Below are 23,191 nucleotides of genomic sequence, written 5' to 3'. Positions count from 1 at the left end.
TTGCAATGGGATGTTTTTACTGCGATGAGCATCATGAGGGCCGCGAGGCGATCATGTTCAAGGTTGGCGATATGAAGGCCGGTACGCTCTATCTGTTCAAGGATCAGGCGCACAAGGGCCGCTGCGTGCTGGCGCTGGGCACTCACAAGAAGGAGCTGTGCGAGTGCAGCGATCAGGAGCGCACCGATTACATGGCGGATCTGGCTGCGGCATCCGGCGCGATCAAGAAGCTGTGGGGCTGCACCAAGCTCAACCTTGGTTCGTTCGGCGATACCAACCCGCATCTGCATTTCCATATCGTCCCGAAGTATGAGGGCGGCTTTGAGTTCGGCGGCAGCTTTGCCATCACCAATCCTGAGCCGGTTTACCTGAAGGATGAGGAATATCAGGAAATGATCGCAGCGCTCAAGAAGGAACTCAACATCTGATTCTCTGCGCAAACGGAAAAAGGCGAACCCTTTGGGGTTCGCCTTTTAATATGTCTGAAACAGATTCATTCGTTTTCCGCCAGCCGGTAGCCGACGCCAACTTCGGTGAACAGATATTCCGGTTCAGCGGGATTTTTTTCGATCTTGCGGCGGATGTTCGCCATATTGACGCGCAGGATCTGGTTGTCGCCGCCCGCGCGCGGTCCCCACAGTTCCTTGATGATGTAATCATAGGTGAGCACCTTGCCGGCGTACTTGCCGAGCAGGGCGACAATGCGGAATTCGCTCAGCGTCAGGTGGACGTTTTCGCCGCGCACCAGAACCTGATGCTTGTTGTAGTCGATCGTCAGCTCGCCGACCGTGTAGGTGCCGCGCTGGGCGATTTCCCCGTTGGCGGAGGTCGTACGCGTGTGGCGGATCGCGGTGCGCACACGGGCGAGCAGTTCTGCGGTGCCGAAGGGTTTGGTCAGATAGTCGTCCGCGCCAAGGTCGAGCGCGGCGACCTTGTCGTGCTCATGCGAGCGCGCGGACACCACCACGACCGGCAGGCTGGACCACGAGCGCAGGCTGCTGAGCACTTCCATGCCGTCCATATCCGGCAGGCCGAGGTCGAGGATGACCAGATCAGGACAGTGGGATGAGATCATGCTCATCGCTTCGTTACCGGTGCGCGCTTGAATGGTTTCGTATCCGTTGGAGGTGAGAATGGTGGAAATGAAGTGCGCAATGCTTTTCTCGTCCTCAACAATCAAGACTTTTTCGCGAATGTTCATGTTTACTGAGACTCCTTTTCACAAAGCGGCAAACGGAATGTGAATTCTGCACCGCAGGGTAGGTTTTTTGCTTCCATGGTGCCGCCGTGTGCGCGGACGATTGCCATACAGACCGAAAGTCCGAGACCCATATTGCGTTTGCCATCGCCGGATGGGGTTTCGCTGCGCTTGAGCGTGCCGTCAAACAGGAACGGCAGTTCTTTGGGCGGAATGCCGCAGCCGTTGTCCTGCACAGCAAAGCAGGCATATGCGTTTTCCTGTCGGACGGAAAGCTGGATCTGTGTCACAGTCTGCCCGTGGGTCGCGGCGTTTTCCAGCAGGTTGGAGAGCACCTGCTCGATTAAAATCGCGTCCATCGGCACCAGCAGCAGCTCGTCCGGTGCGGACACCGTTACTTTGATGTCCGGAAAGCGTTTGCGGAATTTGCGTGCCGCTTCGCCGAGGATTTCTTCAGCCGCTTCCGGAACTTTGGACAGCTGCGTGCGGGCGTCTCCCATGCGTGTGATGGAAAGCAGGTTTTCCACCACCCGGATCAGCCATTGCGCTTCGTCGCGCGCATCTTCCAGCAGGGCACGCTGCTCTTCTTTTGACAGGCCGTCGGTCTCCAGCAGGGTGGAGGTCGCGCCGACGATCGAGGTCAGCGGCGTGCGGATATCGTGCGACACCGAGCGCAGCAGGTTGGCCCGCATCTTTTCCTTTTCGCCTTCCGCGCGCAGACGGTCCTGCTGTTTGATCTTGGTGGTCATCGTGCAGGTGATGAGAGAAACGCCAAGCATGGTCAGGAAGGTGAGCGGATAGCCGGCAAGCGTGAAGTTAAATTCCCAATACGGATAAGTAAAGATATAGTTGATGCCAATCACGCTGAGAATGGCGGCCAGCGTGCCGAACAGATAGCCGTTGGTGAAGCGGGAAATCAGCAATACCGCCAGCACGAACACCGGGGAGGCGAAGCCATCGCTGCTGTCCGCCATGCGCAGCAGGATGCATAGCTCGACCGCACAGGCAAAAATGCCGATAAAAATCAAAAAGTCCCGAAAAGAAAACGGGAAAAGCGGGATTTTGTTCTGAGTTTGCCGCATAAATTGTCCTCCAGTATGCGATTGGGGACAAAGCCCAATCCTACTCCAATAATATTATAGCAGAAAAATCGTTAAAGCGCTGTTAAGAACTTGACGAAATCTGAACGGTGAATTCGTCTGTTTTGTCGGATGTTTAACAACTCGTCGACCGACCTTAGCAGCAGTTAAACATAACATCATGCTATAATAAAACCATCAAGAATACAAGGTTGTATACAAACAAAAAAATGATGCAAAAGGAGTGTTTTTGATGGAAAACATCGTAAAAGGTATGCTGCGGAACAATGAAAGCATTCTGTGGCAGGGGGCGCCGGAGCCGTTTCCGCTGCTGGAAAAGGGCAGTCGTTTGGGTGTGCTGCGGCTGTGGGTTGTGACCTTTGCGTTGGCAGCCTGCCTGATCGCTGCATACTGCACGCAGAATGTGGCGTGGGAAATGCGTTTTGTGGTCGGCATTATTGTCATTGCGCTGCTGGTCGCGTCCGCTCCGTTCATCGAACGCATGCGGGTGAAGAAGGAAAAGTTCTATCTGACCAATGAGCGTGCGTTTCTGGTGATGGGCCCGAAGGCCGTCTACGCGATGGAACTGTCGGCGATCGATGCAATCGAAGTGGTGGACGACGTTGCCGATCATGCGTGTATTGCTATGGGCAGCTGCATTTTTGAGTACATGCGCAAGGAAATGCGCTGGAGAGCCTGCCATCCCAAGGTGAATATGCAGGATTCCGATCACCGCGGCCAGGTAGACGGCATGGTGTTTTATGATGTCGCTGATGTTGAGGGTGCGATGGCAATCCTCGAACAGCGTGACCGTCGGATCGTTGCATAAATAATTCAGCAAAATCAGGCTTTTTGTCGAAAAAGGACCACGGAGGGTAGACCGCGGTCCTTTTTTGCGCGTGCTGCGGGCGGCAAAACCAAAGAAAGTGGTGACAATTTCCTGCCGGCGTGGTATAATTTCAGACATATACAGGCCGGGGTATGTTAGAACTCGGCTGAAACGGGTAAACTGGAGTGCCGGCCTGCGTTTGCGTCGGCCTGCGCTGCCACAGGAGGTATTTGGTTTGCTTTGGAGAGCTCTGCTGAGCGGGGACTTGCAATCCGCGTTTATTACACTGGCGCTGTCGCTGCCTGCGATTGTGCTGTGCCTGTCTGTGCACGAGGCGGCGCATGGCGGCGTGGCCTATCTGCTGGGCGACCGCACCGCGCACGATTCGGGACGGATTACGCTGTCCCCGATGGCGCATATTGATCCGATTGGTTTTCTGTGCTTGCTGCTGTTCGGATTCGGCTGGGCGCGCCCCGTGCCGGTCAACATTTCCAACTTCAAAAACCGCCGCTCGGGCATGGCGCTGACCGCGTTGGCGGGTCCTGCGGCGAACTTTATCACGGCGTTTATCGCCTATTGTTTGTATGTGCCGGTGTGGATGTACGGCACGAGCGCTTTCATGCAGACGGTTGGCATGTTCCTGTCGATCGTGGCGAGTATGTCGGTCGGTTTGGGCGTGTTCAACCTGATCCCGGTGCATCCGCTGGACGGGTCGCGCGTGCTTGATGCATTTCTGCCGTTTTCGTGGTCGCTCAAGCTGCAGAGATACCAGAGCATCATTCTGCTGGTGTTTATTCTGGCGCTGTGGCGCGGTTGGCTGAACGGCATTATGAGCTGGGTCGCCATGCGCATCCTGCATCTGGCGCTGCAGTTTGTCAACCTGTTTTTGTAAGGGTTACGCGGCATGGAATTTCATCTGGAGAATTTTGACGGCCCGCTCGACCTGCTGCTGCACCTGATTGCAAAAAACAAGGTCAGCATTTATGATATCCCGATCGCGGAGATCCTCGATCAATATATGGAAGTGCTGCACGCGGCGGAAGCGATGGATCTGGATGTGGCGGGCGATTTCGTCGCGATGGCGGCGCAGCTGGTGTACATCAAATCCAAAATGCTGCTGCCGCGCCATGAAGAGGAAGAAGAGGAAGACCCGCGCACCAGTCTGGTGGAAATGCTGCTCGAATACCAGCGCATCAAGGAGACAACGTCGTTTTTTCGAGAAAAAGGCGAGATCGGGCGCGATATCTTTGTCAAGCAGCCGGAAAACCTGGGCGACGCGCCCAAGGAATACCATCAGTCGGTCAGTGACCTGATCCGCGCGGCCAACAATATGCTGCGTCGGGCGCAGCGGCGTGTGCCGCCGCCGGCCAGCGCGTTTTCCGGCATCGTCGGGCGCGAGCCCGTGCCGGTCGAAGGCCGCATCACCGCGATCCTCAAACGCTTTCTGCATCATGTGCGGCTGCCGTTTCGCCGTTTGTTTGACGACGCCAAAAGCCGCTCGGAGATCGTGGCGACCTTTCTGGCGGTGCTGGAGCTGTCCAAAAACCGCCGCATCCGGCTGGACGGGGACGGCGAGGATATGGAACTGACGCTGATAGACGATAAAGGAGAGTAACGTGCGATGACCGAACTGGAGGCCGGGCTGGAGGCCGTGCTGTTTGCCGCGGGCGATGCGGTGCCGGTGGACCGGCTGGCCGCCGCGCTGGAAACCTCGCGCGAGGCTTTGCTGGATGCGGCCACAGCGCTGGAAAACCTGTATGACTTTGAAAACCGCGGCATCATGCTGCTGCGGCTGGAGGATAAATTGCAGCTTTGCTCGCGTCCGCTGTATGCGGATGCGGCGCGCCGCGTGACCGAGTCGCGCAAGCCGCCGTCGCTGTCCGCCGCGGCGCTCGAGGTGCTTACGATCGTGGCGTACCGTCAGCCGGTCACGCGTGCGTTCATCGACCAGCTGCGCGGCGTGGACTCGGGCGGCACGGTGGCGGGCCTTGTGGAAAAGGGTCTGATCGAGGAAGCGGGCAGACTGGACGTGCCCGGACGGCCGATTTTGTATCAGACCACCGAAGCGTTCCTGCGCACGTTTGGGCTGAGCAGTTTGGAAGAACTGCCTGCGCTGCCGGCACTCGAGGAAAACGAGCAGATGGAAATCGATCTGGATGATCCCGCGCAGGACAATACCGCCTCGCAGGAGCAATCTGTGCCGTTTACGTTGCAGCGGCCGCAAGAGGGAACGGAGTGAGAAGCCCATGTCGGTAATACTCGGTATCCTGGCGGTATTGCTGGGCATCCTGCTGGCGCTGTTTGTGGTCTGCCTTCTGCTGCTGTGCGTGCGCACGGGCGTGGAAGCGGTTGGGGTCAACGGGGATGTGAGCGTGGAAATCCGGTACGGCAAGATCCGGTTTCCGGTTTGGCCGCCGCCCCGGCATGTCAAGAAAAAAACGGCCCCTGCACCGCAGCAGGGCAAACCCAAGCCGAAGAAAAAACCAAAGAAGAAAAAGTACAAGTATTCCCTCAACCGGGAAGCGCTGGATGTGTGGGAAATCGCGGATCTGGCGCTGCGTCTGCTGGGCGAACTGACCGATACGCTGCGCATCAGCCGTCTGCGCGTGCGCGTGGTGATCGGGACGGACGACGCGGCAAAAACCGGCCTGCTGCTGGGCACTTCCGCGGCGCTGACCGGCATGATTGTCCCGTTTTTGGAGAATACTTTTGAGATGAAGGACTATCATGCAGCTGTGGACGCGGATTTCGAGGCCGACCACACCGAATGGGCGTTTACCGTGTTCTGTTCGCTGCGTCCGCTGCGGCTGCTGTGGTGCCTGCTGCGGCATAGTGGGGAACTGTATCGAATGTATAAACGACTGATAAAGAAAGAAGAGGCGATAACACATGAGTGAGCATCCTATCAGCAATCTGATGACCGAAACCATGGCCAAGATCAAGGAAATGGTGGACGTGAACACGATCATCGGCACGCCGATCACCACGGCCGACGGCACGACGGTCATCCCGGTGTCCAAGGTGACCTTCGGCTTTGCCTCGGGCGGCAGTGATTTTGCCCCCAAGCATATGCCTTCCGGCGCTCCGCTGGCGTTTGGCGGCGGCGGCGGCGCGGGCGTGACCGTATCGCCGGTCTGCTTTCTGATTATCGGACGCGACGGCAGCGCCAATATTCTGGGCGTCAACGCACAGGCCTCCACGACGGTGGACCGCCTGGTTGAGATGATCCCGGGTGCGATTAACAAGGTTTCCAGCTTTGTGGAGGGCTACAAGGGAAAGGCGCAGCCGAGCCAGCCGTCCGCACCGGAAACCGACGAATAAGGCCGCGTTTCTCCGCAAAACCTACTCACTGAAATGCTGAGTAGGTTTTGTTATGCAGGGGAGAGATGCGAACGTGAAAAAACTACTGTGCGGCCTGTTGTGCTGCGTGCTGTGTCTGCCTGCCGCGGGCGCGGTCAGCGCTAAGGCGGCGATCGTGATTGACGCGGACACGGGCGAGACGCTGTATGAGCTCAATGCGGATGCCTGTCTGCCCATGGCGTCCACGACCAAGATCATGACGGCGCTCGTGGCGCTCGGCGAGGGCGATCTCGACCGGGAATACAAGGTCCGCAAGGAATATACGCAGGTGGAAGGCTCGTCCATGTATTTGCAGGAGGGCGAAACGCTTACGCTGCGCGATACGCTATACGGTCTGATGCTGGAATCGGGCAACGATGCGGCGGTGGCGATCGCGGGCGAGTGCGGCGGTCTGGAAGCGTTTGTGCAGAAGATGAACGACAAAGCAGCGGCCCTCGGGCTGACGAACACACATTTCGACAACCCGAACGGCCTGCCGAGCGAGACGCATTACACCACCGCGCGCGAGCTGGCCGTGATGACGGCCGAAGCGCTGCGCGATCCGGTGTTCCGGCAGATCGTATCGACCGAGAGTTATACCGTGGGGCAGCGCACGTTCACCAACCATAACCGCCTTTTGAGCATGTACGACGGCGCGATCGGCGTCAAGACCGGATATACCAAGGCGGCGGGACGCTGTCTGGTGTCCGCAGCGGAGAAAAATGGCCGCACGGTGATCGTCGTGACGCTCAACGACGCAGACGACTGGAACGATCATATGGCGCTGCTCGACCAGGGCTTTGCCCAGTATGAGCAGGTGACCCTGCACGAGGCGGGCGATACAATCATGCAGCAGCAGGTGTTCGGCGGCAACGCGGATACCGTGCCGCTGGTGGCGCGCAATACGGTGACGGCCTACCTGCTGCCCGGAGAGCGCGAACGCATCCAGACCGTGCGATACGGCGAACGGATCTGTTATGCGCCGGTGGTGCAGAGCGCGTCTGCCGGACGGATTGAATATCGGTTGGACGGGAAGGCGCTGGCGGACGATACACTGGTCTACGGCGGCGCGGTGCTGCTGCCGCCTGAGGAAAAAAGCTTGACCGAACGGATCTGGGACCGTCTGTTCGGAGAAGATTGACAGAATGAGGATGGAGGACATCAAGTGGAAGAGAGACTGCAAAAGCTGCTCGCGCAGGCGGGGCTGTGCTCGCGCCGGGAAGCGGAGCGCTGGATTTTGGAGGGACGCGTGGTGGTCAACGGCCACGCGGCGTCGCTGGGCGACCGTGCGGATCTGCGGCGCGACAAAATTCAGGTGGACGGCAAACCGATCGGCATGGCCGAGGAAAAACGCTATCTGATGCTGTACAAGCCGCGCGGCTATGTGACGACCATGCACGATGAGCGCGGCCGCAAGACCGTGGCGGATCTGGTGCGGGATTGCAGCGCGCGCGTGGTGCCGGTTGGGCGGCTGGACTATAACTCGGAAGGACTGCTGCTGCTGACCAACGACGGGGATCTGGTCAACGCGCTGACCCATCCGCGGCATGAGGTGGAAAAGCATTATGAGGTGCGCGTGCGCGGCCGGCTGGACAATATCCCGCGTCTGTCCGAACCGATGACGATCGACGGATATGCAATCCGCCCGGCGGATGTCGTCATTTTGGAGCGGGATGAGCAGAGCGCCAAGCTGCGCCTGACCATCCATGAGGGTCGCAACCGTCAGATCCGCAAAATGTGCGAGCAGTGCGGGCTGGAGGTGCGTCGCCTCAAGCGGGTGGCGGTTGGAGAGTTGCCGCTCGACCCGCATCTGAAAAGCGGCGCATGGCGCGACCTGACCGCGGACGAACTGGCATATTTGCAGGATATTGCTGCAAATTTGCAGGATTGATGCAAAACATCTTGCATTTTTCGTGACTACCGCTTACAATAGAAACGGCAAAATGCAGGTTTTGCATGCCAGGGGAGAGAAACCATGAACGACCTGATCAACAAAATCCAGAGCGAATTGCCCGGCTTTTCCAAGGGGCAGAAGCAGATCGCGCGCTTTATTCTCGAGCATTATGACAAGGCCGCGTTTATGACAGCGAGCCGTCTGGGCACGACCGTCGGCGTGAGCGAATCGACCGTGGTGCGGTTTGCGACCGAACTGGGATACGACGGCTATCCGCATTTGCAGCGCGCCTTGCAGGAGATGATCCGCAACAAGCTGACCTCGGTGCAGCGCATGGAGGTGTCGAGCGACCGCATGGGCGGGCGTGACGTACTGCAAACCGTGCTGCACGCGGACATGGATATGATCCGGCAGACGCTGGACGAAATTGACCGCGACGCGTTTCAGGGCGCGGTAGATGCGCTGATCGGGGCGAAACGGATCTATATTCTCGGCGTGCGCTCGTCGAGCGCGCTGTCGAACTTTGTCGGGTTTTATTTTAACCTGCTGTTTGAAAACGTGACGCTCGTACATACCAACAGCGTCAGCGAGATTTTTGAACAGGTGCTGCGCGTGGGGCCGGGCGATGTGGTGCTCGGCGTCAGCTTCCCGCGATATTCCAAGCGCACGCTCAGCGCGATGCAGTATGCGCGCGACCGCGGCGCACGTGTGATCGCGCTGACCGATTCGCGGCTGTCGCCGCTGGCGCGTGTGGCTGACCATCTGCTGCTCGCGCGCAGCGATATGGCGAGCTTTGTCGATTCGCTGGTGGCGCCGCTTTCGGTCATCAATGCGCTGATCGTGGCGGTTGGCATGAGCCGCCGCGATGAGATCGAGCAGACCTTCAACAAGCTCGAGCGCATCTGGGAAGAATATGATGTATACGAAAAGCCGGAGGACGACGTGAATTGAACATACTGGTAGTCGGCGGCGGCGCGGCCGGGCTGATGGCCGCGGGGACCGCGGCGGAAAGCGGCGCGCATGTGACGCTGTTTGAGACAAATGAAAAGGTCGGCCGCAAGCTGTTCATCACCGGCAAGGGCCGCTGCAATGTGTGCAACAACTGCGATGCGCAGGGCGTATTGCAGAATGTGCCCGTCAATCCGCGGTTTTTGTATTCTGCACTGGACTGCTTTTCGCCCACGGATGTGATGGCGTTTTTCGAGAAACACGGCGTACCGCTCAAGACCGAGCGCGGCAACCGTGTTTTCCCGGTTTCGGACAAATCCGCGGATATTATTGACGCACTTTTTACCTGGATCAAACGTCTGGGTGTTACAATCATACAGAAAACGGTGGAGCAGCTGGACATCCGGGACGGACAGGTCACTGGCGTGCGCGCAGGCGGCAAGACCTACGCGGGAGACCGCGTGATCGTGGCGACCGGCGGCGCGTCCTATCCGCAGACCGGCTCGACCGGCGACGGTTACCGCTTTGCCAAACAGGCAGGGCACACGGTCGTGCCGCCCAATCCGTCGCTCGTGCCGCTGGTTGAGGCTGGCGATATTTGCCGCGAATTAATGGGGCTTAGCCTGCGCAATGTGCAGGTGACCGTGTTTGAGAACAACAAAAAGATATTTTCCGAGTTCGGCGAGATGCTGTTTACGCATTTTGGTCTGTCCGGGCCGCTGATCCTGTCCGCGTCCGCGCATATGCGGCACTTTGGCAGCAAAGAGTATTGCGCCGAGATTGACCTCAAGCCTGCGCTGGACGAGAAGACGCTGGACAAGCGGCTGCTGAGCGATTTTGACAAGCATAAGAACAGCGATTTCATCAATGCGCTGGGCGATTTGCTGCCGCGCAAGATCATTCCCGTGGTGGTGCAGATGTCCGGGATTGACCCGCATGAAAAGGTCAACAGCATCACCAAGGCACAGCGCGCCTCGCTTCTGCACACGCTCAAGCATTTTGAGGTCGCAGTGTCGGGCAAGCGCCCGATCGCGGAGGCGATCGTGACGACGGGCGGCGTAAATGTGCGCGAGGTCAGCCCCAAAACCATGGAATCGAAAAAATGCGCCGGCCTGTATTTTGCGGGCGAGGTGCTGGACGTAGACGCCTACACAGGCGGTTTTAATTTGCAGATTGCGTGGTCTACCGGCCGGCTGGCCGGTTTGTCCGCTGCGCAGAAGGAGGAATAGGGATTGGGTTACATTTCGGTCGCCATTGACGGTCCGTCGGGCGCAGGCAAATCGACGGTTGCGCGCGCGGCGGCGGCGCAGCTGGGCTATGTGTATGTGGACACGGGCGCGATGTATCGTGCAATCGGCCTTGCGGTGTGCCGCAAGGGCATTTCCGGGGACGATACGGCGGGCATCGTTTCGGTGCTGCCCGAGGTCGAGCTTGCCATCCGGTACGAGGACGGCGCGCAGCATATCCTGCTGTGCGGCGAGGACGTGTCCGAGGCCATTCGCACGCCTGAGATCGCAAAGTATGCTTCCAAGGTGTCGGCTGTGCCCGAGGTGCGGCAGTTTTTGCTCGATACCCAGCGGGATATGGCGAAAAACGGCAATATTCTGATGGATGGACGCGATATCGGCACGGTCATTTTGCCGGACGCGCCGGTCAAGATCTTCCTGACGGCGTCGGCCGAAGCGCGTGCGCAGCGACGATATCTGGAGCTGTGCGAAAAGGGCCAGCAGGTGACGCTGGACGAGGTGCTGCGCGATATCCGGCAGCGCGACCATCAGGACATGACGCGCGCGGTTGCGCCGCTCCGGCAGGCGGAGGACGCCGTGCTGCTGGACACGAGCGCGCTGACGCTGGAACAGAGTATTCAGGCGGTGCTGCGCATCATTCGGGAAAAAACGGAGGAGAACAGATGAAATTCAAATTCCATCGCTGGTTTCAGTGGATCGCGGTGCCGTTTGTGGCGCTTGGCTTTCACATTTATTTCGGTTATAAGGTGATCGGCCGGAAAAATATTCCGGAGGGCGGCTGTGTGGTCTGCCCCAACCATGTGCAGCTGTCCGATCCGCCGTTTGCGGCGATCGCGCTGGGACACATGACGCCGCTGCGCCTGATGGCCAAAAAAGAACTGTTTCAGGGCAAAAAAATATTTGCATGGCTGATTGCGGCGCTGGGTGCGTTCCCGATCGATCGCGAGGGCGCGGATATCACGGCAATCAAGACCGCGCTGGGCGCGGTGCGCGGCGGCCAGAAGCTGATCATTTTCCCGCAGGGTACGCGCGGCGCGGCCGAGGGCGAGACCAAGAAGGGTGCGGCGATGCTGGCGGTCAAGACCCGCGCACCGGTCCTGCCGATGTACATCACGGAAAATAAGGGTTTTCGGTGCAAGGCGACCGTTGTCATCGGTGAGCCGTTCCGCCCGGACCCCAAGGAAAAGGATTACGGCGTGATCGCGGATGATATTCTGCATCGGATTTACGCGCTGAAGGAACAGGTATGAGTGTTACAGTTGCAAAAACCGCCGGCTTTTGCTTTGGCGTGCGCCGCGCGGTCGATCTGGCCGAGCAGCAGGCCGGCAAAAACGGCATGATCTACGCCTACGGCGAGATTATCCACAATATGCATGAGATCCGGCGGCTGGAAGCGCGCGGCGTGCGCACCGCGCAGACGCTGGAGGAAATCCCGGACGGAGCCAAGGTGCTCATCCGCGCGCACGGCGTGCCGCGGCAGGTCTATGATACGCTCGCAGCGAAACACTGCGAGGTATTTGACGCCACCTGCCCGTTTGTCCAGAAAATCCATCGCATTGTCGATCAGGAAAGCCGGGACGGACGCTTGATCGTCATTCTGGGCAGCGCGGGGCATCCGGAGGTTGTCGGCATTCAGGGATGGTGCGGCGCGTCGGTCGTACTCGAGGGCGAGGCGCAGGCGCGGGCGTTTACCGAGCAGCCTGAGATGGTTGACAGGCCGCTTGCCGTGGTCGCGCAAACCACTGTCAATCGGGCAATTTGGAATATTTCCGTCGGTCTGATAAAAAAAAGGTGTACAAACCTCAAAATTTTTGATACAATATGTAAAGCGACGGATGAGCGTCAGTCGGAGGCTCGTCTGCTTGCCGGTGCGTCGGATCAAATGATTGTGATCGGCGACAAGAAAAGTTCCAACACAAAACGGCTGTATGAGATCAGCCGATCGCTGTGCAGCAATGTGCTTTCTATCGAGGACGCCGCGGAGCTTACGACGCAGGAGCTCTGCCGGGATGGGCGCGTCGGGATCACAGCAGGGGCATCGACACCGGCATGGATAATTAAGGAGGTCAGTAACATGATGAGCGAAGAAACGAAAATCGAAAATGGCGAGGATTTTGCTGCAATGCTTGAAGAGTCCTTCAAGACTTTAAATACAGGAGAGAAAGTCACCGGTACCGTTGTCGCAGTGTCCACGACCGACGTACAGGTGGACCTGGGCGTCAAGCACACTGCGTATATCCCGATCAGCGAGCTGTCGGATGATCCGAACTACGACGTAGCTGCCAACATCCATCCGGGTGATGAGATCGAGGCGGTTGTTGTTCGCGTCAACGACGGCGAGGGCACGGTTACCCTGTCCAAGAAGCGCGTTGACCAGCTCAAGGGCTGGGAGACCATCGAGAAGGCTCATGAGGAGCACACCGTTGTGGAAGGCACCATCGTGGAAGAGAACCGCGGCGGCGTTGTTGCTACGGCGTTTGGCGTGCGCGTATTCATCCCGGCAAGCCAGACCGGCGTGCCGAAGGATCAGCCGATGAGCCAGCTGGTCAAGACCAAGCAGTCCTTCTATATCACCGAGATCAACCGTCAGCGCAAGCGCGTGGTTGGCTCGATCCGTCAGATCCAGCAGGAAGCCCGCAAGGCTGCTGCCGAGAAGATCTGGAGCACCATCGAGGTTGGCAACGAGTACGAAGGCACGGTAAAGTCCCTGACTTCCTACGGCGCGTTTGTTGACATCGGCGGTGTGGACGGCATGGTTCACATTTCCGAGCTGTCCTGGGGCCGCATCAAGCACCCGTCCGAAGTTGTCAACGTTGGCGACAAGGTCAAGGTGTTCGTGATTGGTCTGGATAAGGAAAACAAGAAGATCTCCCTCGGCTACAAGCGCGAGGAGGACAATCCGTGGAACGTATTCAAGTCCAAGTACAGCGTGGGCGACGTTGCTGAGGTCAAGATCCTCAAGTTCATGCCGTTCGGCGCGTTTGCTGAGATCGTTCCGGGTGTGGACGGCCTGATCCACATTTCCCAGATCGCGGATCACCGCATTGCAAAGCCCGAGGATGAGCTCGAGGTTGGCCAGATGGTGAACGCAAAGATCATCGACATCAACGATGAGAAGAAGAAGGTTTCTCTGTCCATCCGTGCGCTGCTGGTTGGCGACGAGTACGACGAGGAGTAATTCCGAACAAATGCAAAGAAGCACCCTAAAGCGGGTGCTTCTTTTTTGTTTGGGTGGCGCGTATATTGTCCCGGAAGGGGTGGGCGTATGCGCCGGCGCAGATATCGCAGAAAACGGAAAGGCTTGCGGCTGTTTGCGTTGCTGCTGGTGATAGTGGTTGCGGGCGTGCTGGCGACTGTGCGGATGCGGCAGATCTTTATGGAATACGCCACCAACGTCTGTGAGGACAGCGCGATTCAGGAGATCAACAACCTGATGCAGGAAGAGGTCTTTTCCGATCCTGAAACCTATGAGAATATGGTGATTCTGGAGCGGGACAGCGAAAATCACGTTACCGCACTGCGCACGGATGTGATCGCGATCGGGCAGATCAAGGCAAAATTGGTCAACGGCCTGTTTGAGCGGCTGAGCGATCTGGAGCAGACGACCGTCGAAGTGCCGCTCGGCACGGTGTTTGCGCCGAATTTCTTTACCGGCATGGGACCGTCGGTGGACATCGGCATGGCTGGCCTGACCCAGATGGAGGCCGAGTTCGTCAGCGCCTTTTCCGCGGCGGGCATCAACCAGACGCGGCATAACATCATCATTGAGATCCATGCGGGCTTTCGCATCCTGACGCCGCTGGGCGGGGAAGACCGCGAAATCGTCACGAGCTACCCGGTCACCGACACGGTGATCGTGGGCACCGTGCCCGAACGGTATACCTATATCGACGATCTGGGTTCCGGTCTGCTTGGTGAGGTCAGCGATTATGATAATTCGTCGGAAAACGGAAAATAATACTTCCGAATGGGGCAAAAATTTGGTATACTATATTCTGTATTGGAATATGAAGGGGTGCTTGCATGGATGCCCTCGGGCAGATCACCGCATTGCGTGAAAAGCTGCGGTATCACAATGAAAAATATTATAACGAAGATGCACCGGAGATCTCGGATTACGAATATGATATGATGCAGCGTGAGCTGCGCGCGCTGGAGGCTGCGCATCCGGAATATGCGGATGTGGATTCGCCGACGCAGCGCGTCGGCGGCACGGCGTCCGGCCGGTTTGCCAAGGTCACGCACGCCTATCCGCTCGAGAGCTTACAGGATGTGTTTTCCTTTGACGAGCTTGCCGAATTTTACGGCCGCGTCGAAGGCGCGGTCGGGCAGGCGGAATATGTGGTCGAGTATAAGATCGACGGCCTTTCGGTTGCCTTGGAGTATGTGGACGGCGTGTTCGTGCGCGGCGCGACGCGCGGCGACGGACAGGTCGGCGAGGACGTGACCGCCAACCTCAAGACGATTAAGGATATTCCGCACAAGCTGGAAAACGCGCCGCCGCACCTGATCGTGCGCGGTGAGGTGTATATGAAAAAGTCCGTGTTCGATGCGCTGAACGCCGAACTTGAGCTGCACGAAAAGCCGCTGCTCGCCAATCCGCGCAACGCGGCGGCGGGTTCGCTGCGGCAGAAGGACAGCAAAATCACAAAACAGCGCAAGCTGTCTATTTTCTGCTTCAACATCCAGAATGCGGACGAGCTGCCGCTGACCAGTCACACGGCGTCGCTCGATTACCTCAAGTCGCTCGGCTTTCCGGTCAGCCCGCGTTATCCGGTCTATACCGACCCGGCGGACGTGCAGCGCGAGATCGAGAACATGGGCGAGACGCGCGGTGATCTGGATTTCGACATCGACGGCGCGGTGGTCAAGGTCAATTCGTTTGCACAGCGGCAGACGCTTGGTTCGACAGCCAAGTTCCCGCGCTGGGCGGCGGCGTACAAGTACCCGCCCGAAGTCAAGCAGACGTTACTCAAGGATATCATCATTTCGGTCGGACGCACGGGCGTTTTGACGCCCAATGCGGTGCTGGAACCGGTGCGGCTCGCGGGCACGACTGTATCGCGTGCGACGCTGCACAACCGCGACTTCATCCGCCAGCTCGATGTGCGGGTGGGGGATACGGTTTCGGTGCGCAAGGCGGGCGAGATTATCCCGGAAATTATCGGAGTGGCGCTCGACAAGCGCCCTGTGGACGCGCAGCCGTATGAAATGCCGAAGTTCTGTCCGGTGTGCGGCGCGCCGGTATACGACGATGAGGAGGAGGCCGCCATCCGCTGTACGGGTGCGGCGTGTCCGGCGCAGCTGCTGCGCAACCTGATGCACTTTGCCTCGCGCGACGCGATGGATATCGACGGCTGCGGCGAAGGCAACCTGCAAAAGCTGATCGACGCGGGACTGGTCAAATCCGCCGCCGACCTGTATGACCTGACGGTCGAGCAGCTACTGCCGCTCGGCAAAAAGGTGGACACTTGGGCAAACAATCTGATTCGTGGCATCGAAGCGAGCAAAACGCGCGATCTGTCGCGGCTGCTGTTTGCTTTCGGCATCCGGCATGTAGGGCAGAAGGCGGGCAAGATCCTAAGCAATCATTTTGGCAGTCTGGACGCGCTGCTTGCGGCGTCGGTCGAGGAAATGACCGAGATCCGCGATATCGGCCAGACCACAGCCGAGAGCATCGCGGCGTGGCGTGAACTCGACCAGTCGAAAGAGTTGATCGAAAAGCTGCGTGCGGCGGGCGTCAACTTCATCGGGGAAAAAACCGCCAAAAGCGATCTGCTTGCCGGCAAGACGATCGTCGCGACCGGCAGTCTGACGCTCTATACCCGTAAGGAGATCAACGACCTGATCGAGTCACTTGGCGGCAAGGCGGCCGGGTCGGTCTCCAAGAAAACAAGCTATGTGGTGGCCGGGGAAAACGCGGGCAGCAAGCTGCAAAAGGCGGCTGAGCTTGGCATCCCGGTCTTAACAGAGGAAGAATTCAAAAATATGATACAGCAGGAGGAACTTTGACATGGCAATTTCCAGAAAAGAAATTGAGCACATCGCGTCCCTTGCGCGTCTGGACTCGACGGGCGGCATTTTCGACCGTCTCGCGGACGACATGCAGGGCATCGTCGGCATGGTGGACAAGCTCGCGGAGCTTGATCTGGGCGATATCACGGACGTGATCAACACCGAGCGCAAGAATGCGTTCCACGAGGACGTGGTCGTGCAGGAATACACGCCCGATCAGCTCATCGAGCCGAACGCGCCGGACTTTCAGGCAGGCGGCGTAGCCGTACCGCGCGTGGTAGAATAAGGGGGAACGGAAAACAATGGCACTTTTTGAAAAAACAGCGGCCGAGCTTTCCAAAATGCTCGCCGATAAAGAAATTTCCGCAGTGGAGCTGGCGCAGGACGTCTTTGCCCGCACCAAGGCGGTCGAGGACAAGGTGCAGGGCTATGTGACGGTCGCGGAGGAATCCGCACTGGCGCAGGCGGCCGAGGTGGACAAGAAGCGCGCCGCGGGCGAAGAACTGTCCGCGCTGGCGGGCATCCCGGTTGCTGTCAAGGACAACATCTGCACGAAAGGGACGCTGACCACCTGTGCGTCCAAGATGCTGTACAACTTCAAGCCGCCGTACAACGCGACGGTGATCGAAAAGCTGGCGGCGAATGACGTGGTCATGACCGGCAAGGCGAATATGGACGAGTTTGCAATGGGTTCGTCCTGCGAAAATTCGGCCGCGCACCCGACCCATAACCCGCACGGCTTGAACCGAGTACCGGGCGGCTCGTCCGGCGGTTCGGCGGCGGTCGTTGCGGCGGGCGAAGTCCCGCTGGCGCTCGGTTCGGATACCGGCGGCTCAATCCGTCAGCCGGCATCCTTCTGCGGCGTAGTCGGCCTCAAGCCGACCTATGGCGCGGTGTCCCGTTACGGCCTGATCGCATTTGCTTCCTCGCTCGACCAGATCGGCCCGTTCGGCCGTTCGGTGGAGGACGTGGCGATGCTGCTCGACGCAATCACCGGCCACGACCCGATGCACGATTCGACCTCGGTCAAGACCCCGTTTGAAGGCTCGACCCGTGCAAACCTGAACGCGGATATCAAGGGCATGAAGATCGGCCTGCCCAAGGAATATTTCGGTGCGGGCATTTCGGATGAAGTGCGCGAGAGCGTGCTTGCCGCTGCCGAGACTTACAAGAACCTTGGCGCAGAGGTGTTTGAGATCTCGCTGCCGCTGGTTGAATATGCGCTGCCGATTTACTACATTCTGTCGTCGGCTGAGGCATCGTCCAATCTGGCGCGTTTTGACGGCGTCAAGTACGGCTACCGTACGCCGAATGCGGGCGACGACCTGATCGCGCTCTACACCAAGAGCCGTTCTGAGGGCTTCGGCGCGGAGGTACAGCGCCGCATCATGCTGGGCACCTATGTGCTGTCCTCCGGCTACTATGATGCTTACTATAAGAAGGCGCGCGCGGCGCAGCGCAAGATCCGCGAGGAGTTTGCAAACGCGTTTGAAAAGTGCGACGTGATCCTGACGCCGGTTGCGCCCACCACGGCGTATGAGATCGGCTCCAAGACGACCAATCCGCTCGAGATGTATGCGGGCGATATCTGCACGGTATCGGTCAACATCGCGGGTCTGCCGGGTCTGGTGCAGCCCTGCGGCTTTGACGCAGACAAGATGCCGATCGGTATGCAGCTGATCGGGCCGCGCTTCGGCGAGCAGAAGCTGCTCGACGCGGGCCTTGCATTCGAGCAGGCGTCCGGCCTGAAGAACATCATCGCGGCACTGTAAGGGAGGAATAGACAAATGAAATATCAAGCTGTCATCGGCCTTGAGGTGCATGCGGAGCTGTCCACCAAGAGCAAGATCTACTGCTCGTGCTCGACTTCGTTCGGCGCACCGATCAATACCCACACCTGCCCGGTCTGCACCGGTATGCCGGGCGCGCTGCCTGTGCTGAACAAGCAGGTGGTACACTACGCGGCCAAGATGGGCCTGGCGACCGGCTGCACGATCAACCAGCTGTGCAAGGCCGACCGTAAGAACTACTTTTATCCTGACCTGCCCAAGGCATACCAGATTTCGCAGTTCGATGTGCCGATCTGCGAAAACGGCGAGGTGTTCTTCTATGTGGACGGCGAGAAGAAGTCCTGCCGTCTGGAGCGCATTCACTTTGAGGAGGACGCGGGCAAGCTGCTGCACGACGAGATCGACGGCACGGTCGTTGACTTCAACCGCTGCGGCGTACCGCTGATCGAAATGGTCACCAAGCCCGACCTGCATTCCTCGGCGGAAGCGAAGGAATTCCTCGAAATGATCAAGACCACGCTGTCCTACCTCGACATCTGCGACTGCAAGATGGAGGAAGGCTCGATCCGCTGCGACGTCAACGTCTCCATCCGTCCGGAAGGCTCGGAGGAGCTGGGCACGCGCGTGGAGATGAAGAACATCAACACCTTCTCGGGCGCGGTGCGCGCGATCGACTATGAGATCGCCCGCCAGATCGAGGTCGTGGAAAACGGCGGTGAGATTCAGCAGGAGACCCGCCGCTGGGACGACGTCAAGCTCAAGAACACGGTCATGCGCACCAAGGAGGACGCGCAGGATTACCGTTATTTCCCCGATCCGGACCTGATCGCGGTCGAGATTTCGGACGAGTGGATGGATCAGATCAAGAGCGAGATTCCCGAGCTGCCGATCACGCGCTATGAGCGTTACCTCAATGAGTACGGCATGACCGCGATGGAAGCGCGCCTGCTTTCGGACAACTTTGCCAAGGCGGAGCTGCTCGACGCGGCGGCAAAGCAGGTCAAGCCCAAGGCGGCGGCGAACTGGATCCTGTCCGACATTTCCAAGTACCTCAACGACAAGGGTGTGGACCTGCCGGATACCAAGATGACCGCGGACAAGCTGGTCGATCTGGTCAAGCTGATCGAGGCCGGCACGATTTCGGGCGCGGCAGGCAAAAAGGTGCTGCCGAGCATGTTCGAGACCGACGAGACGGTCGAAGCGATCGTTGAGCGCATGGGCCTCAAGCAGGTGTCCGACGAGGGCGCGATCCTCGCGATCGTACAGGACGTGATCGCCAAGAACGAAAAGGCGGTTGCAGACTTCAAGGCTGGCAAGAATGTCACCGGCTTCCTCGTGGGCCAGTGCATGAAGGCCTCCAAGGGTCAGGGCAACCCGAAGATCATCAACAAGCTGATCGCGCAGGAGCTTGCCAAGCTCTAAGCGGCTGCCTGCGTTTTTCGCACAGGACAAGCGGAGGTGCTTGCGGTGAAAAAGTTAGGTTGGATAGGGATTGTTCTCGTTTTCGTCTTTTCGCTGGCCGCCTGCGGCGCGCAGAGTCCGCAGGACATGGTGTCGGAAGCATTGGGGGTGGATGCTTCCACGGGCAGCACGATGTCCAGCATGGACACGCACAGCGGCAACGGCGACGGTGTTTCCTATGTCGTCCTGCATTATGACGGCGACGAGATGATCAAACAGATCAAAGCGGATGCCGCGTGGAAGCCGTTTCCGCTGGATGAAACCGTGCAGACGCTGGTTTACGGGATATCGGACGAAACCAGCAGCACGGGTCCGTTTTTGACGGATGAGGACGGCGAAGCACTGGTGCCTGCGATCCAGAACGGCTATTACCGCTTGATCGACCGACAAGTGGAGCCGGGCAAGGCAACCGGTGCGGATATTTTGAACCGGGCCTCCTTCAATTTTACAGTGGGCCTGTATGATACCGACACCAATACGTTGTATTGCTGCGAACTGGATACTTGAATAAACGAATGAAAAAGCCTGAGGGAGTTGCCCTCAGGCTTTTTTGTATGCGATCATGCCCCAAGAATGGAAGAATGATGCAGGATAAAAATCGAACAAATGTTTGCTTTTCGGGGAGGGGCGTGCTATAATGGGGGTAACCAAGGGAAAAGCGTCGGTGGAAAGGGGGAGAAGGACGATGTCGGAATGTGCAGCGCAGACGCGCACCTATTTTGCCATTGACCTGAAGTCCTTTTACGCTTCGGTCGAATGCGTCGAGCGCGGGCTGGACCCGCTGACCACCAATCTGGTGGTGGCGGACCTTAGCCGCACGGAAAAGACCATTTGCCTTGCGGTGTCGCCCTCGCTCAAGGCGTATGGCATTCCGGGGCGGGCGCGCCTGTTTGAGGTGAGCGAACGGCTGCGGCAGGTCAACCAAAAGCGGCAGTATCAAGCGCCGGGGCATCGCCTGACGGGTAAATCCTGCGACGATGGCGCGCTGCGGGCAAATCCGTCTCTGGCGGTCGATTACCTGACCGCACCGCCGCAAATGGCGCATTACGTTGCGTGGAGCACGCGGATTTACGAGATCTACCTCAAATATATCGCGCCGGAGGACATCCATGTGTATTCGATCGATGAGGTATTCATCGACGCGACCGCCTATCTGCCGCATTATGGACTGTCCGCGCGCGAATTGGCGGCGCGCATCGTGCGGGACATTTTGCACACGACCGGCATCACCGCGGCTGCGGGCATTGGCACCAACCTGTATCTGGCCAAGGTCGCCATGGATATTGTGGCCAAGCATATCGCGCCGGATGCGGATGGCATCCGCATTGCGCAGCTGGACGAATTGTCCTACCGACAACGGCTGTGGACGCACCGGCCATTGACCGATTTCTGGCGGGTGGGACGCGGCTATGCGCGCAAGCTGGAACAGCTTGGACTGCGCACCATGGGTGATATTGCGCGTTGTTCGGTGGGCGCATCGCAGGAGTATTACAACGAGGAACTGCTGTACCGTCTGTTCGGCGTGAACGCCGAGCTGCTGATCGATCATGCCTGGGGCTTTGAACCCTGTACCATTGCGGAAATCCGGGCGTACCGTCCGGCGGAAAAGTGCATTGCCGCCGGACAGGTGCTGCAGGAGCCATATTCCTTTGCCGACGCGCGGCTGGTGGTGCGTGAAATGGTCGATCTGCTTGCCCTTGATCTGGTGGAAAAGCATTTGCTGACCGACCAGATCGTGCTGACCGTGGGCTATGACCGCGTCAGCCTGACCGATCTCGCGCGGCGTGCGCAGTATCATGGCCCGGTCGTGACCGACCATTATGGCCGTGCCGTTCCGAAGCATGCCCACGGCACAGCCAACTTGGGACGACACACCGCTTCGGCCCGATTGCTGACCGATGCGGTCAGCGCCCTTTATGACCGTATCGTGCAGCAGGAACTGCTGGTGCGGCGGCTTTCTCTGTCGGCCAATCATCTGCGGGAGGAAGCCGCGGTGGAGCGGACGCCGGAGTATGAGCAGATCAACCTGTTCACCGACTATGCGGCGCAGCAACAGCGGGAACGGGAGCAGGCTGCTGCGCTAGCGCGTGAGCAGCAGATGCAGCAGGCGATCCTTTCCATCAAGCGGAAGTTTGGGAAAAACGCGATCCTCAAGGGCATGGATTTGCAGGAAGCCGCGACAACACGCGCGCGCAACGACCAGATTGGAGGGCATAGGGCGTGAGCAAAACAGGGGCAGAGCGGTATGAGGATCTGCTGTATTTACCGCATCACAGATCGCTGCGGCACCCGCCCATGCCGCGGCAAAACCGCGCGGCGCAGTTTGCGCCCTTTGCCGCGCTGACCGGCCATGGGGACGCGATCGCGGAAACCGCGCGCCTGACCCAGCCGCGTGCGGCGCTGGACGAAGGCGTGATCGCGGAGCTGGATGCGCGCATCGGTCAGCTGCGCGCGCGGATCGGCACGCGACCGGCGGTGGAGATCACCTATTTCGTGCCGGATGAGAAAAAGACGGGCGGCGCGTATGTTACCGTGCGCGGGCGCGCATGCAAAATCCGCGAGCAGGAAAAGCAGATCGTGTTCGAGGACAACACGGTCATACCGGTCGAGCAGATCATGGCGCTGCGGCTGCTGTGACAGAAAAAAACGGCTGCAAACGCAGCCGTTTTTCGTTGTTATTCGAAATAAAACAAATCTTCAAATTTTTTGTCCAGCGCAACACAAAGGATGAGGGCCAGCTTGGCCGTGGGATTGAACTGGCCGGTTTCAATCGAGCTGATCGTGTTGCGCGACACGCCGACCAGTTCTGCAAGCTGCGCTTGTGATAGCTTTTTCTCGCTGCGCGCTTCTTTCAAACGGTTGTGTAAAATCAGCTTGTCGTTCATTGCTCACCCCACCACGCGCATTACATAGGTGATGAGATTGGCGATAGAAAGGAAACCACCAGCAATGGCGGTCACCAACAGCGTTTTATCTTTGCTGAACCGATAGCGGGGATAGGCTTCGGCCGCAACATAAGACCAAAAAACGGCGGCCAGTGCGTCGTTTGATTGTCCGTTGCACATGTTGAAAATGAAGAGAAAAACCAAGACAATCAGAAATGAGACAATGCCTATTTCTCTACCTTTGTTTTCTGCATTTTTTTTGCCTTCATCCAGATTTTCTCTGCGGCTTTTTGCCAGAATTTCCTCTTTGTTCATAAAAAGCACCTCTCTATCTCTATCCTTCTTGTGCCAAGTATTCTTTGCGCCTTTAGTATAACATGACAAGTGAACTTGTCAAGAGAATTTGCAAAGTTTTCTTGGCAGATGCTGAAAGAAGGAAAAGGGACGCAAAATCTGTTCATCTCATGGATGTCGTATTGTCTCCGGCCGGAGAAACGGGTATAATA

At 58.4% G+C, this 23,191-nt stretch carries 26 protein-coding genes; 22 read left to right on the top strand and 4 right to left on the bottom strand.

The window, feature by feature from the left end; genetic code table 11:
- The first annotated feature begins 5 nt into the window (after positions 1-5).
- Entirely contained in the window at positions 6-428 is a 423-nt protein-coding gene (locus EJL02_RS01690) for an HIT family protein (RefSeq protein ID WP_125114679.1), read from the top strand.
- A gap of 65 nt (positions 429-493) precedes the next feature.
- Here the strand turns inward: EJL02_RS01690 and EJL02_RS01685 are convergent, their stop codons facing one another.
- Together EJL02_RS01685 and EJL02_RS01680 are read right to left on the bottom strand one after the other, a co-directional pair.
- A complete protein-coding gene (locus tag EJL02_RS01685; RefSeq protein ID WP_125114678.1) occupies positions 494-1,201 on the bottom strand; it encodes a response regulator in 708 nt (235 codons plus the stop codon).
- Positions 1,202-1,203: 2 nt separating this feature from the next.
- The gene (locus EJL02_RS01680) at positions 1,204-2,280 is read right to left on the bottom strand and encodes a sensor histidine kinase (protein ID WP_125114677.1); all 1,077 of its coding nucleotides are present in this window, start codon (positions 2,278-2,280) and stop codon (positions 1,204-1,206) included.
- A 250-nt stretch (positions 2,281-2,530) separates the two neighbouring features.
- Here EJL02_RS01680 and EJL02_RS01675 point away from each other — a divergent pair, with 250 nt between their 5' ends.
- From EJL02_RS01675 to EJL02_RS01575, 21 genes are all read left to right on the top strand, one after another.
- Positions 2,531-3,106 carry a hypothetical protein gene (locus EJL02_RS01675; protein WP_125114676.1) on the top strand — a complete coding sequence of 192 codons (576 nt, stop codon included), beginning with the start codon at positions 2,531-2,533 and terminating at the stop codon, positions 3,104-3,106.
- Positions 3,107-3,341: 235 nt separating this feature from the next.
- Entirely contained in the window at positions 3,342-3,998 is a 657-nt protein-coding gene (locus tag EJL02_RS01670; RefSeq protein WP_125114675.1) for a site-2 protease family protein, read from the top strand.
- Between the two features lie 12 nt (positions 3,999-4,010).
- Positions 4,011-4,721: a segregation and condensation protein A gene (locus tag EJL02_RS01665; RefSeq protein WP_125114674.1), complete on the top strand. Its 711-nt coding sequence runs from the start codon at positions 4,011-4,013 to the stop codon at positions 4,719-4,721.
- 6 nt (positions 4,722-4,727) lie between these two features.
- Positions 4,728-5,345: an SMC-Scp complex subunit ScpB gene (gene scpB / locus EJL02_RS01660; protein WP_125114673.1), complete on the top strand. Its 618-nt coding sequence runs from the start codon at positions 4,728-4,730 to the stop codon at positions 5,343-5,345.
- A gap of 7 nt (positions 5,346-5,352) precedes the next feature.
- A complete protein-coding gene (locus tag EJL02_RS01655) occupies positions 5,353-6,003 on the top strand; it encodes a DUF2953 domain-containing protein (RefSeq protein WP_164510231.1) in 651 nt (216 codons plus the stop codon).
- Positions 5,996-6,427: a GerW family sporulation protein gene (gene ytfJ, locus EJL02_RS01650; protein ID WP_125114671.1), complete on the top strand. Its 432-nt coding sequence runs from the start codon at positions 5,996-5,998 to the stop codon at positions 6,425-6,427. The genes EJL02_RS01655 and ytfJ overlap by 8 nt, the downstream gene beginning before the upstream one ends.
- A 73-nt stretch (positions 6,428-6,500) precedes the next feature.
- Positions 6,501-7,586 carry a D-alanyl-D-alanine carboxypeptidase family protein gene (locus EJL02_RS01645; protein ID WP_164510230.1) on the top strand — a complete coding sequence of 362 codons (1,086 nt, stop codon included), beginning with the start codon at positions 6,501-6,503 and terminating at the stop codon, positions 7,584-7,586.
- A 24-nt stretch (positions 7,587-7,610) separates the two neighbouring features.
- Positions 7,611-8,336, top strand: a complete 726-nt coding sequence (locus EJL02_RS01640; protein WP_125114669.1) for a pseudouridine synthase — start codon at positions 7,611-7,613, stop codon at positions 8,334-8,336.
- An 84-nt stretch (positions 8,337-8,420) separates the two neighbouring features.
- Positions 8,421-9,290, top strand: a complete 870-nt coding sequence (locus EJL02_RS01635) for a MurR/RpiR family transcriptional regulator (protein ID WP_125114668.1) — start codon at positions 8,421-8,423, stop codon at positions 9,288-9,290.
- Positions 9,287-10,516, top strand: coding sequence for an NAD(P)/FAD-dependent oxidoreductase (locus EJL02_RS01630; protein WP_125114667.1), 1,230 nt, complete (start codon positions 9,287-9,289; stop codon positions 10,514-10,516). Before EJL02_RS01635 ends, EJL02_RS01630 begins: the two co-directional genes overlap by 4 nt.
- Before the next feature lie 3 nt (positions 10,517-10,519).
- Positions 10,520-11,200, top strand: a complete 681-nt coding sequence (gene cmk, locus EJL02_RS01625) for a (d)CMP kinase (protein WP_125114666.1) — start codon at positions 10,520-10,522, stop codon at positions 11,198-11,200.
- Positions 11,197-11,784 (top strand): lysophospholipid acyltransferase family protein, encoded by a 588-nt coding sequence (locus tag EJL02_RS01620; protein ID WP_125114665.1) that lies wholly within the window; start codon positions 11,197-11,199, stop codon positions 11,782-11,784. The genes cmk and EJL02_RS01620 overlap by 4 nt, the downstream gene beginning before the upstream one ends.
- Positions 11,781-13,712 carry a bifunctional 4-hydroxy-3-methylbut-2-enyl diphosphate reductase/30S ribosomal protein S1 gene (locus EJL02_RS01615; RefSeq protein ID WP_125114664.1) on the top strand — a complete coding sequence of 644 codons (1,932 nt, stop codon included), beginning with the start codon at positions 11,781-11,783 and terminating at the stop codon, positions 13,710-13,712. Before EJL02_RS01620 ends, EJL02_RS01615 begins: the two co-directional genes overlap by 4 nt.
- Positions 13,713-13,799: 87 nt before the next feature.
- Positions 13,800-14,492, top strand: a complete 693-nt coding sequence (gene yunB, locus EJL02_RS01610; protein WP_125114663.1) for a sporulation protein YunB — start codon at positions 13,800-13,802, stop codon at positions 14,490-14,492.
- A gap of 65 nt (positions 14,493-14,557) precedes the next feature.
- Positions 14,558-16,546, top strand: a complete 1,989-nt coding sequence (gene ligA, locus EJL02_RS01605) for an NAD-dependent DNA ligase LigA (protein ID WP_125114662.1) — start codon at positions 14,558-14,560, stop codon at positions 16,544-16,546.
- A 1-nt stretch (position 16,547) separates the two neighbouring features.
- Complete coding sequence (gene gatC, locus EJL02_RS01600; protein ID WP_125114661.1) at positions 16,548-16,835, top strand: Asp-tRNA(Asn)/Glu-tRNA(Gln) amidotransferase subunit GatC; 288 nt, start codon at positions 16,548-16,550, stop codon at positions 16,833-16,835.
- A gap of 16 nt (positions 16,836-16,851) precedes the next feature.
- Positions 16,852-18,321 (top strand): Asp-tRNA(Asn)/Glu-tRNA(Gln) amidotransferase subunit GatA, encoded by a 1,470-nt coding sequence (gatA, locus tag EJL02_RS01595; RefSeq protein WP_125114660.1) that lies wholly within the window; start codon positions 16,852-16,854, stop codon positions 18,319-18,321.
- Positions 18,322-18,336: 15 nt separating this feature from the next.
- Positions 18,337-19,761, top strand: coding sequence for an Asp-tRNA(Asn)/Glu-tRNA(Gln) amidotransferase subunit GatB (gene gatB, locus EJL02_RS01590; RefSeq protein ID WP_125114659.1), 1,425 nt, complete (start codon positions 18,337-18,339; stop codon positions 19,759-19,761).
- Between the two features lie 45 nt (positions 19,762-19,806).
- Positions 19,807-20,307 (top strand): hypothetical protein, encoded by a 501-nt coding sequence (locus EJL02_RS01585; RefSeq protein ID WP_125114658.1) that lies wholly within the window; start codon positions 19,807-19,809, stop codon positions 20,305-20,307.
- 178 nt (positions 20,308-20,485) lie between these two features.
- On the top strand, positions 20,486-22,024 hold the full coding sequence (locus EJL02_RS01580) for a Y-family DNA polymerase (protein ID WP_125114657.1): 1,539 nt from the start codon (positions 20,486-20,488) through the stop codon (positions 22,022-22,024).
- Positions 22,021-22,437 carry a hypothetical protein gene (locus EJL02_RS01575; protein WP_125114656.1) on the top strand — a complete coding sequence of 139 codons (417 nt, stop codon included), beginning with the start codon at positions 22,021-22,023 and terminating at the stop codon, positions 22,435-22,437. Before EJL02_RS01580 ends, EJL02_RS01575 begins: the two co-directional genes overlap by 4 nt.
- A gap of 38 nt (positions 22,438-22,475) precedes the next feature.
- Here EJL02_RS01575 and EJL02_RS01570 read toward each other — a convergent pair whose 3' ends face one another.
- Complete coding sequence (locus EJL02_RS01570; RefSeq protein ID WP_125114655.1) at positions 22,476-22,685, bottom strand: helix-turn-helix transcriptional regulator; 210 nt, start codon at positions 22,683-22,685, stop codon at positions 22,476-22,478.
- A gap of 3 nt (positions 22,686-22,688) precedes the next feature.
- Positions 22,689-23,000 carry a DUF6442 family protein gene (locus EJL02_RS01565; protein ID WP_125114654.1) on the bottom strand — a complete coding sequence of 104 codons (312 nt, stop codon included), beginning with the start codon at positions 22,998-23,000 and terminating at the stop codon, positions 22,689-22,691.
- Positions 23,001-23,191: the final 191 nt, after the last annotated feature.

This window comes from Agathobaculum sp. Marseille-P7918, from assembly GCF_900625105.1.
Classification (GTDB): Bacteria; Bacillota; Clostridia; order Oscillospirales; family Butyricicoccaceae; genus Agathobaculum.
The sequence above is the reverse complement of the archived record's forward strand: the minus strand, read 5'-3'. Positions and strand labels throughout refer to the sequence as shown.

What these genes read in the sequence shown, in the direction of transcription:
- EJL02_RS01615 (WP_125114664.1), top strand. Translation starts at nt 11,781, where the DNA reads ATGAGTGTTACAGTTGCAAAAACCGCCGGCTTTTGCTTTGGCGTGCGC.
- EJL02_RS01620 (WP_125114665.1), top strand. Translation starts at nt 11,197, where the DNA reads ATGAAATTCAAATTCCATCGCTGGTTTCAGTGGATCGCGGTGCCGTTT.
- EJL02_RS01665 (WP_125114674.1), top strand. Translation starts at nt 4,011, where the DNA reads ATGGAATTTCATCTGGAGAATTTTGACGGCCCGCTCGACCTGCTGCTG.
- EJL02_RS01690 (WP_125114679.1), top strand. Translation starts at nt 6, where the DNA reads ATGGGATGTTTTTACTGCGATGAGCATCATGAGGGCCGCGAGGCGATC.
- EJL02_RS01565 (WP_125114654.1), bottom strand. Translation starts at nt 23,000, where the DNA reads ATGAACAAAGAGGAAATTCTGGCAAAAAGCCGCAGAGAAAATCTGGAT.
- ytfJ (WP_125114671.1), top strand. Translation starts at nt 5,996, where the DNA reads ATGAGTGAGCATCCTATCAGCAATCTGATGACCGAAACCATGGCCAAG.
- ligA (WP_125114662.1), top strand. Translation starts at nt 14,558, where the DNA reads ATGGATGCCCTCGGGCAGATCACCGCATTGCGTGAAAAGCTGCGGTAT.
- gatC (WP_125114661.1), top strand. Translation starts at nt 16,548, where the DNA reads ATGGCAATTTCCAGAAAAGAAATTGAGCACATCGCGTCCCTTGCGCGT.
- yunB (WP_125114663.1), top strand. Translation starts at nt 13,800, where the DNA reads ATGCGCCGGCGCAGATATCGCAGAAAACGGAAAGGCTTGCGGCTGTTT.
- gatA (WP_125114660.1), top strand. Translation starts at nt 16,852, where the DNA reads ATGGCACTTTTTGAAAAAACAGCGGCCGAGCTTTCCAAAATGCTCGCC.
- EJL02_RS01635 (WP_125114668.1), top strand. Translation starts at nt 8,421, where the DNA reads ATGAACGACCTGATCAACAAAATCCAGAGCGAATTGCCCGGCTTTTCC.
- EJL02_RS01570 (WP_125114655.1), bottom strand. Translation starts at nt 22,685, where the DNA reads ATGAACGACAAGCTGATTTTACACAACCGTTTGAAAGAAGCGCGCAGC.
- scpB (WP_125114673.1), top strand. Translation starts at nt 4,728, where the DNA reads ATGACCGAACTGGAGGCCGGGCTGGAGGCCGTGCTGTTTGCCGCGGGC.
- EJL02_RS01655 (WP_164510231.1), top strand. Translation starts at nt 5,353, where the DNA reads ATGTCGGTAATACTCGGTATCCTGGCGGTATTGCTGGGCATCCTGCTG.
- EJL02_RS01580 (WP_125114657.1), top strand. Translation starts at nt 20,486, where the DNA reads ATGTCGGAATGTGCAGCGCAGACGCGCACCTATTTTGCCATTGACCTG.
- EJL02_RS01675 (WP_125114676.1), top strand. Translation starts at nt 2,531, where the DNA reads ATGGAAAACATCGTAAAAGGTATGCTGCGGAACAATGAAAGCATTCTG.
- EJL02_RS01685 (WP_125114678.1), bottom strand. Translation starts at nt 1,201, where the DNA reads ATGAACATTCGCGAAAAAGTCTTGATTGTTGAGGACGAGAAAAGCATT.
- EJL02_RS01680 (WP_125114677.1), bottom strand. Translation starts at nt 2,280, where the DNA reads ATGCGGCAAACTCAGAACAAAATCCCGCTTTTCCCGTTTTCTTTTCGG.
- gatB (WP_125114659.1), top strand. Translation starts at nt 18,337, where the DNA reads ATGAAATATCAAGCTGTCATCGGCCTTGAGGTGCATGCGGAGCTGTCC.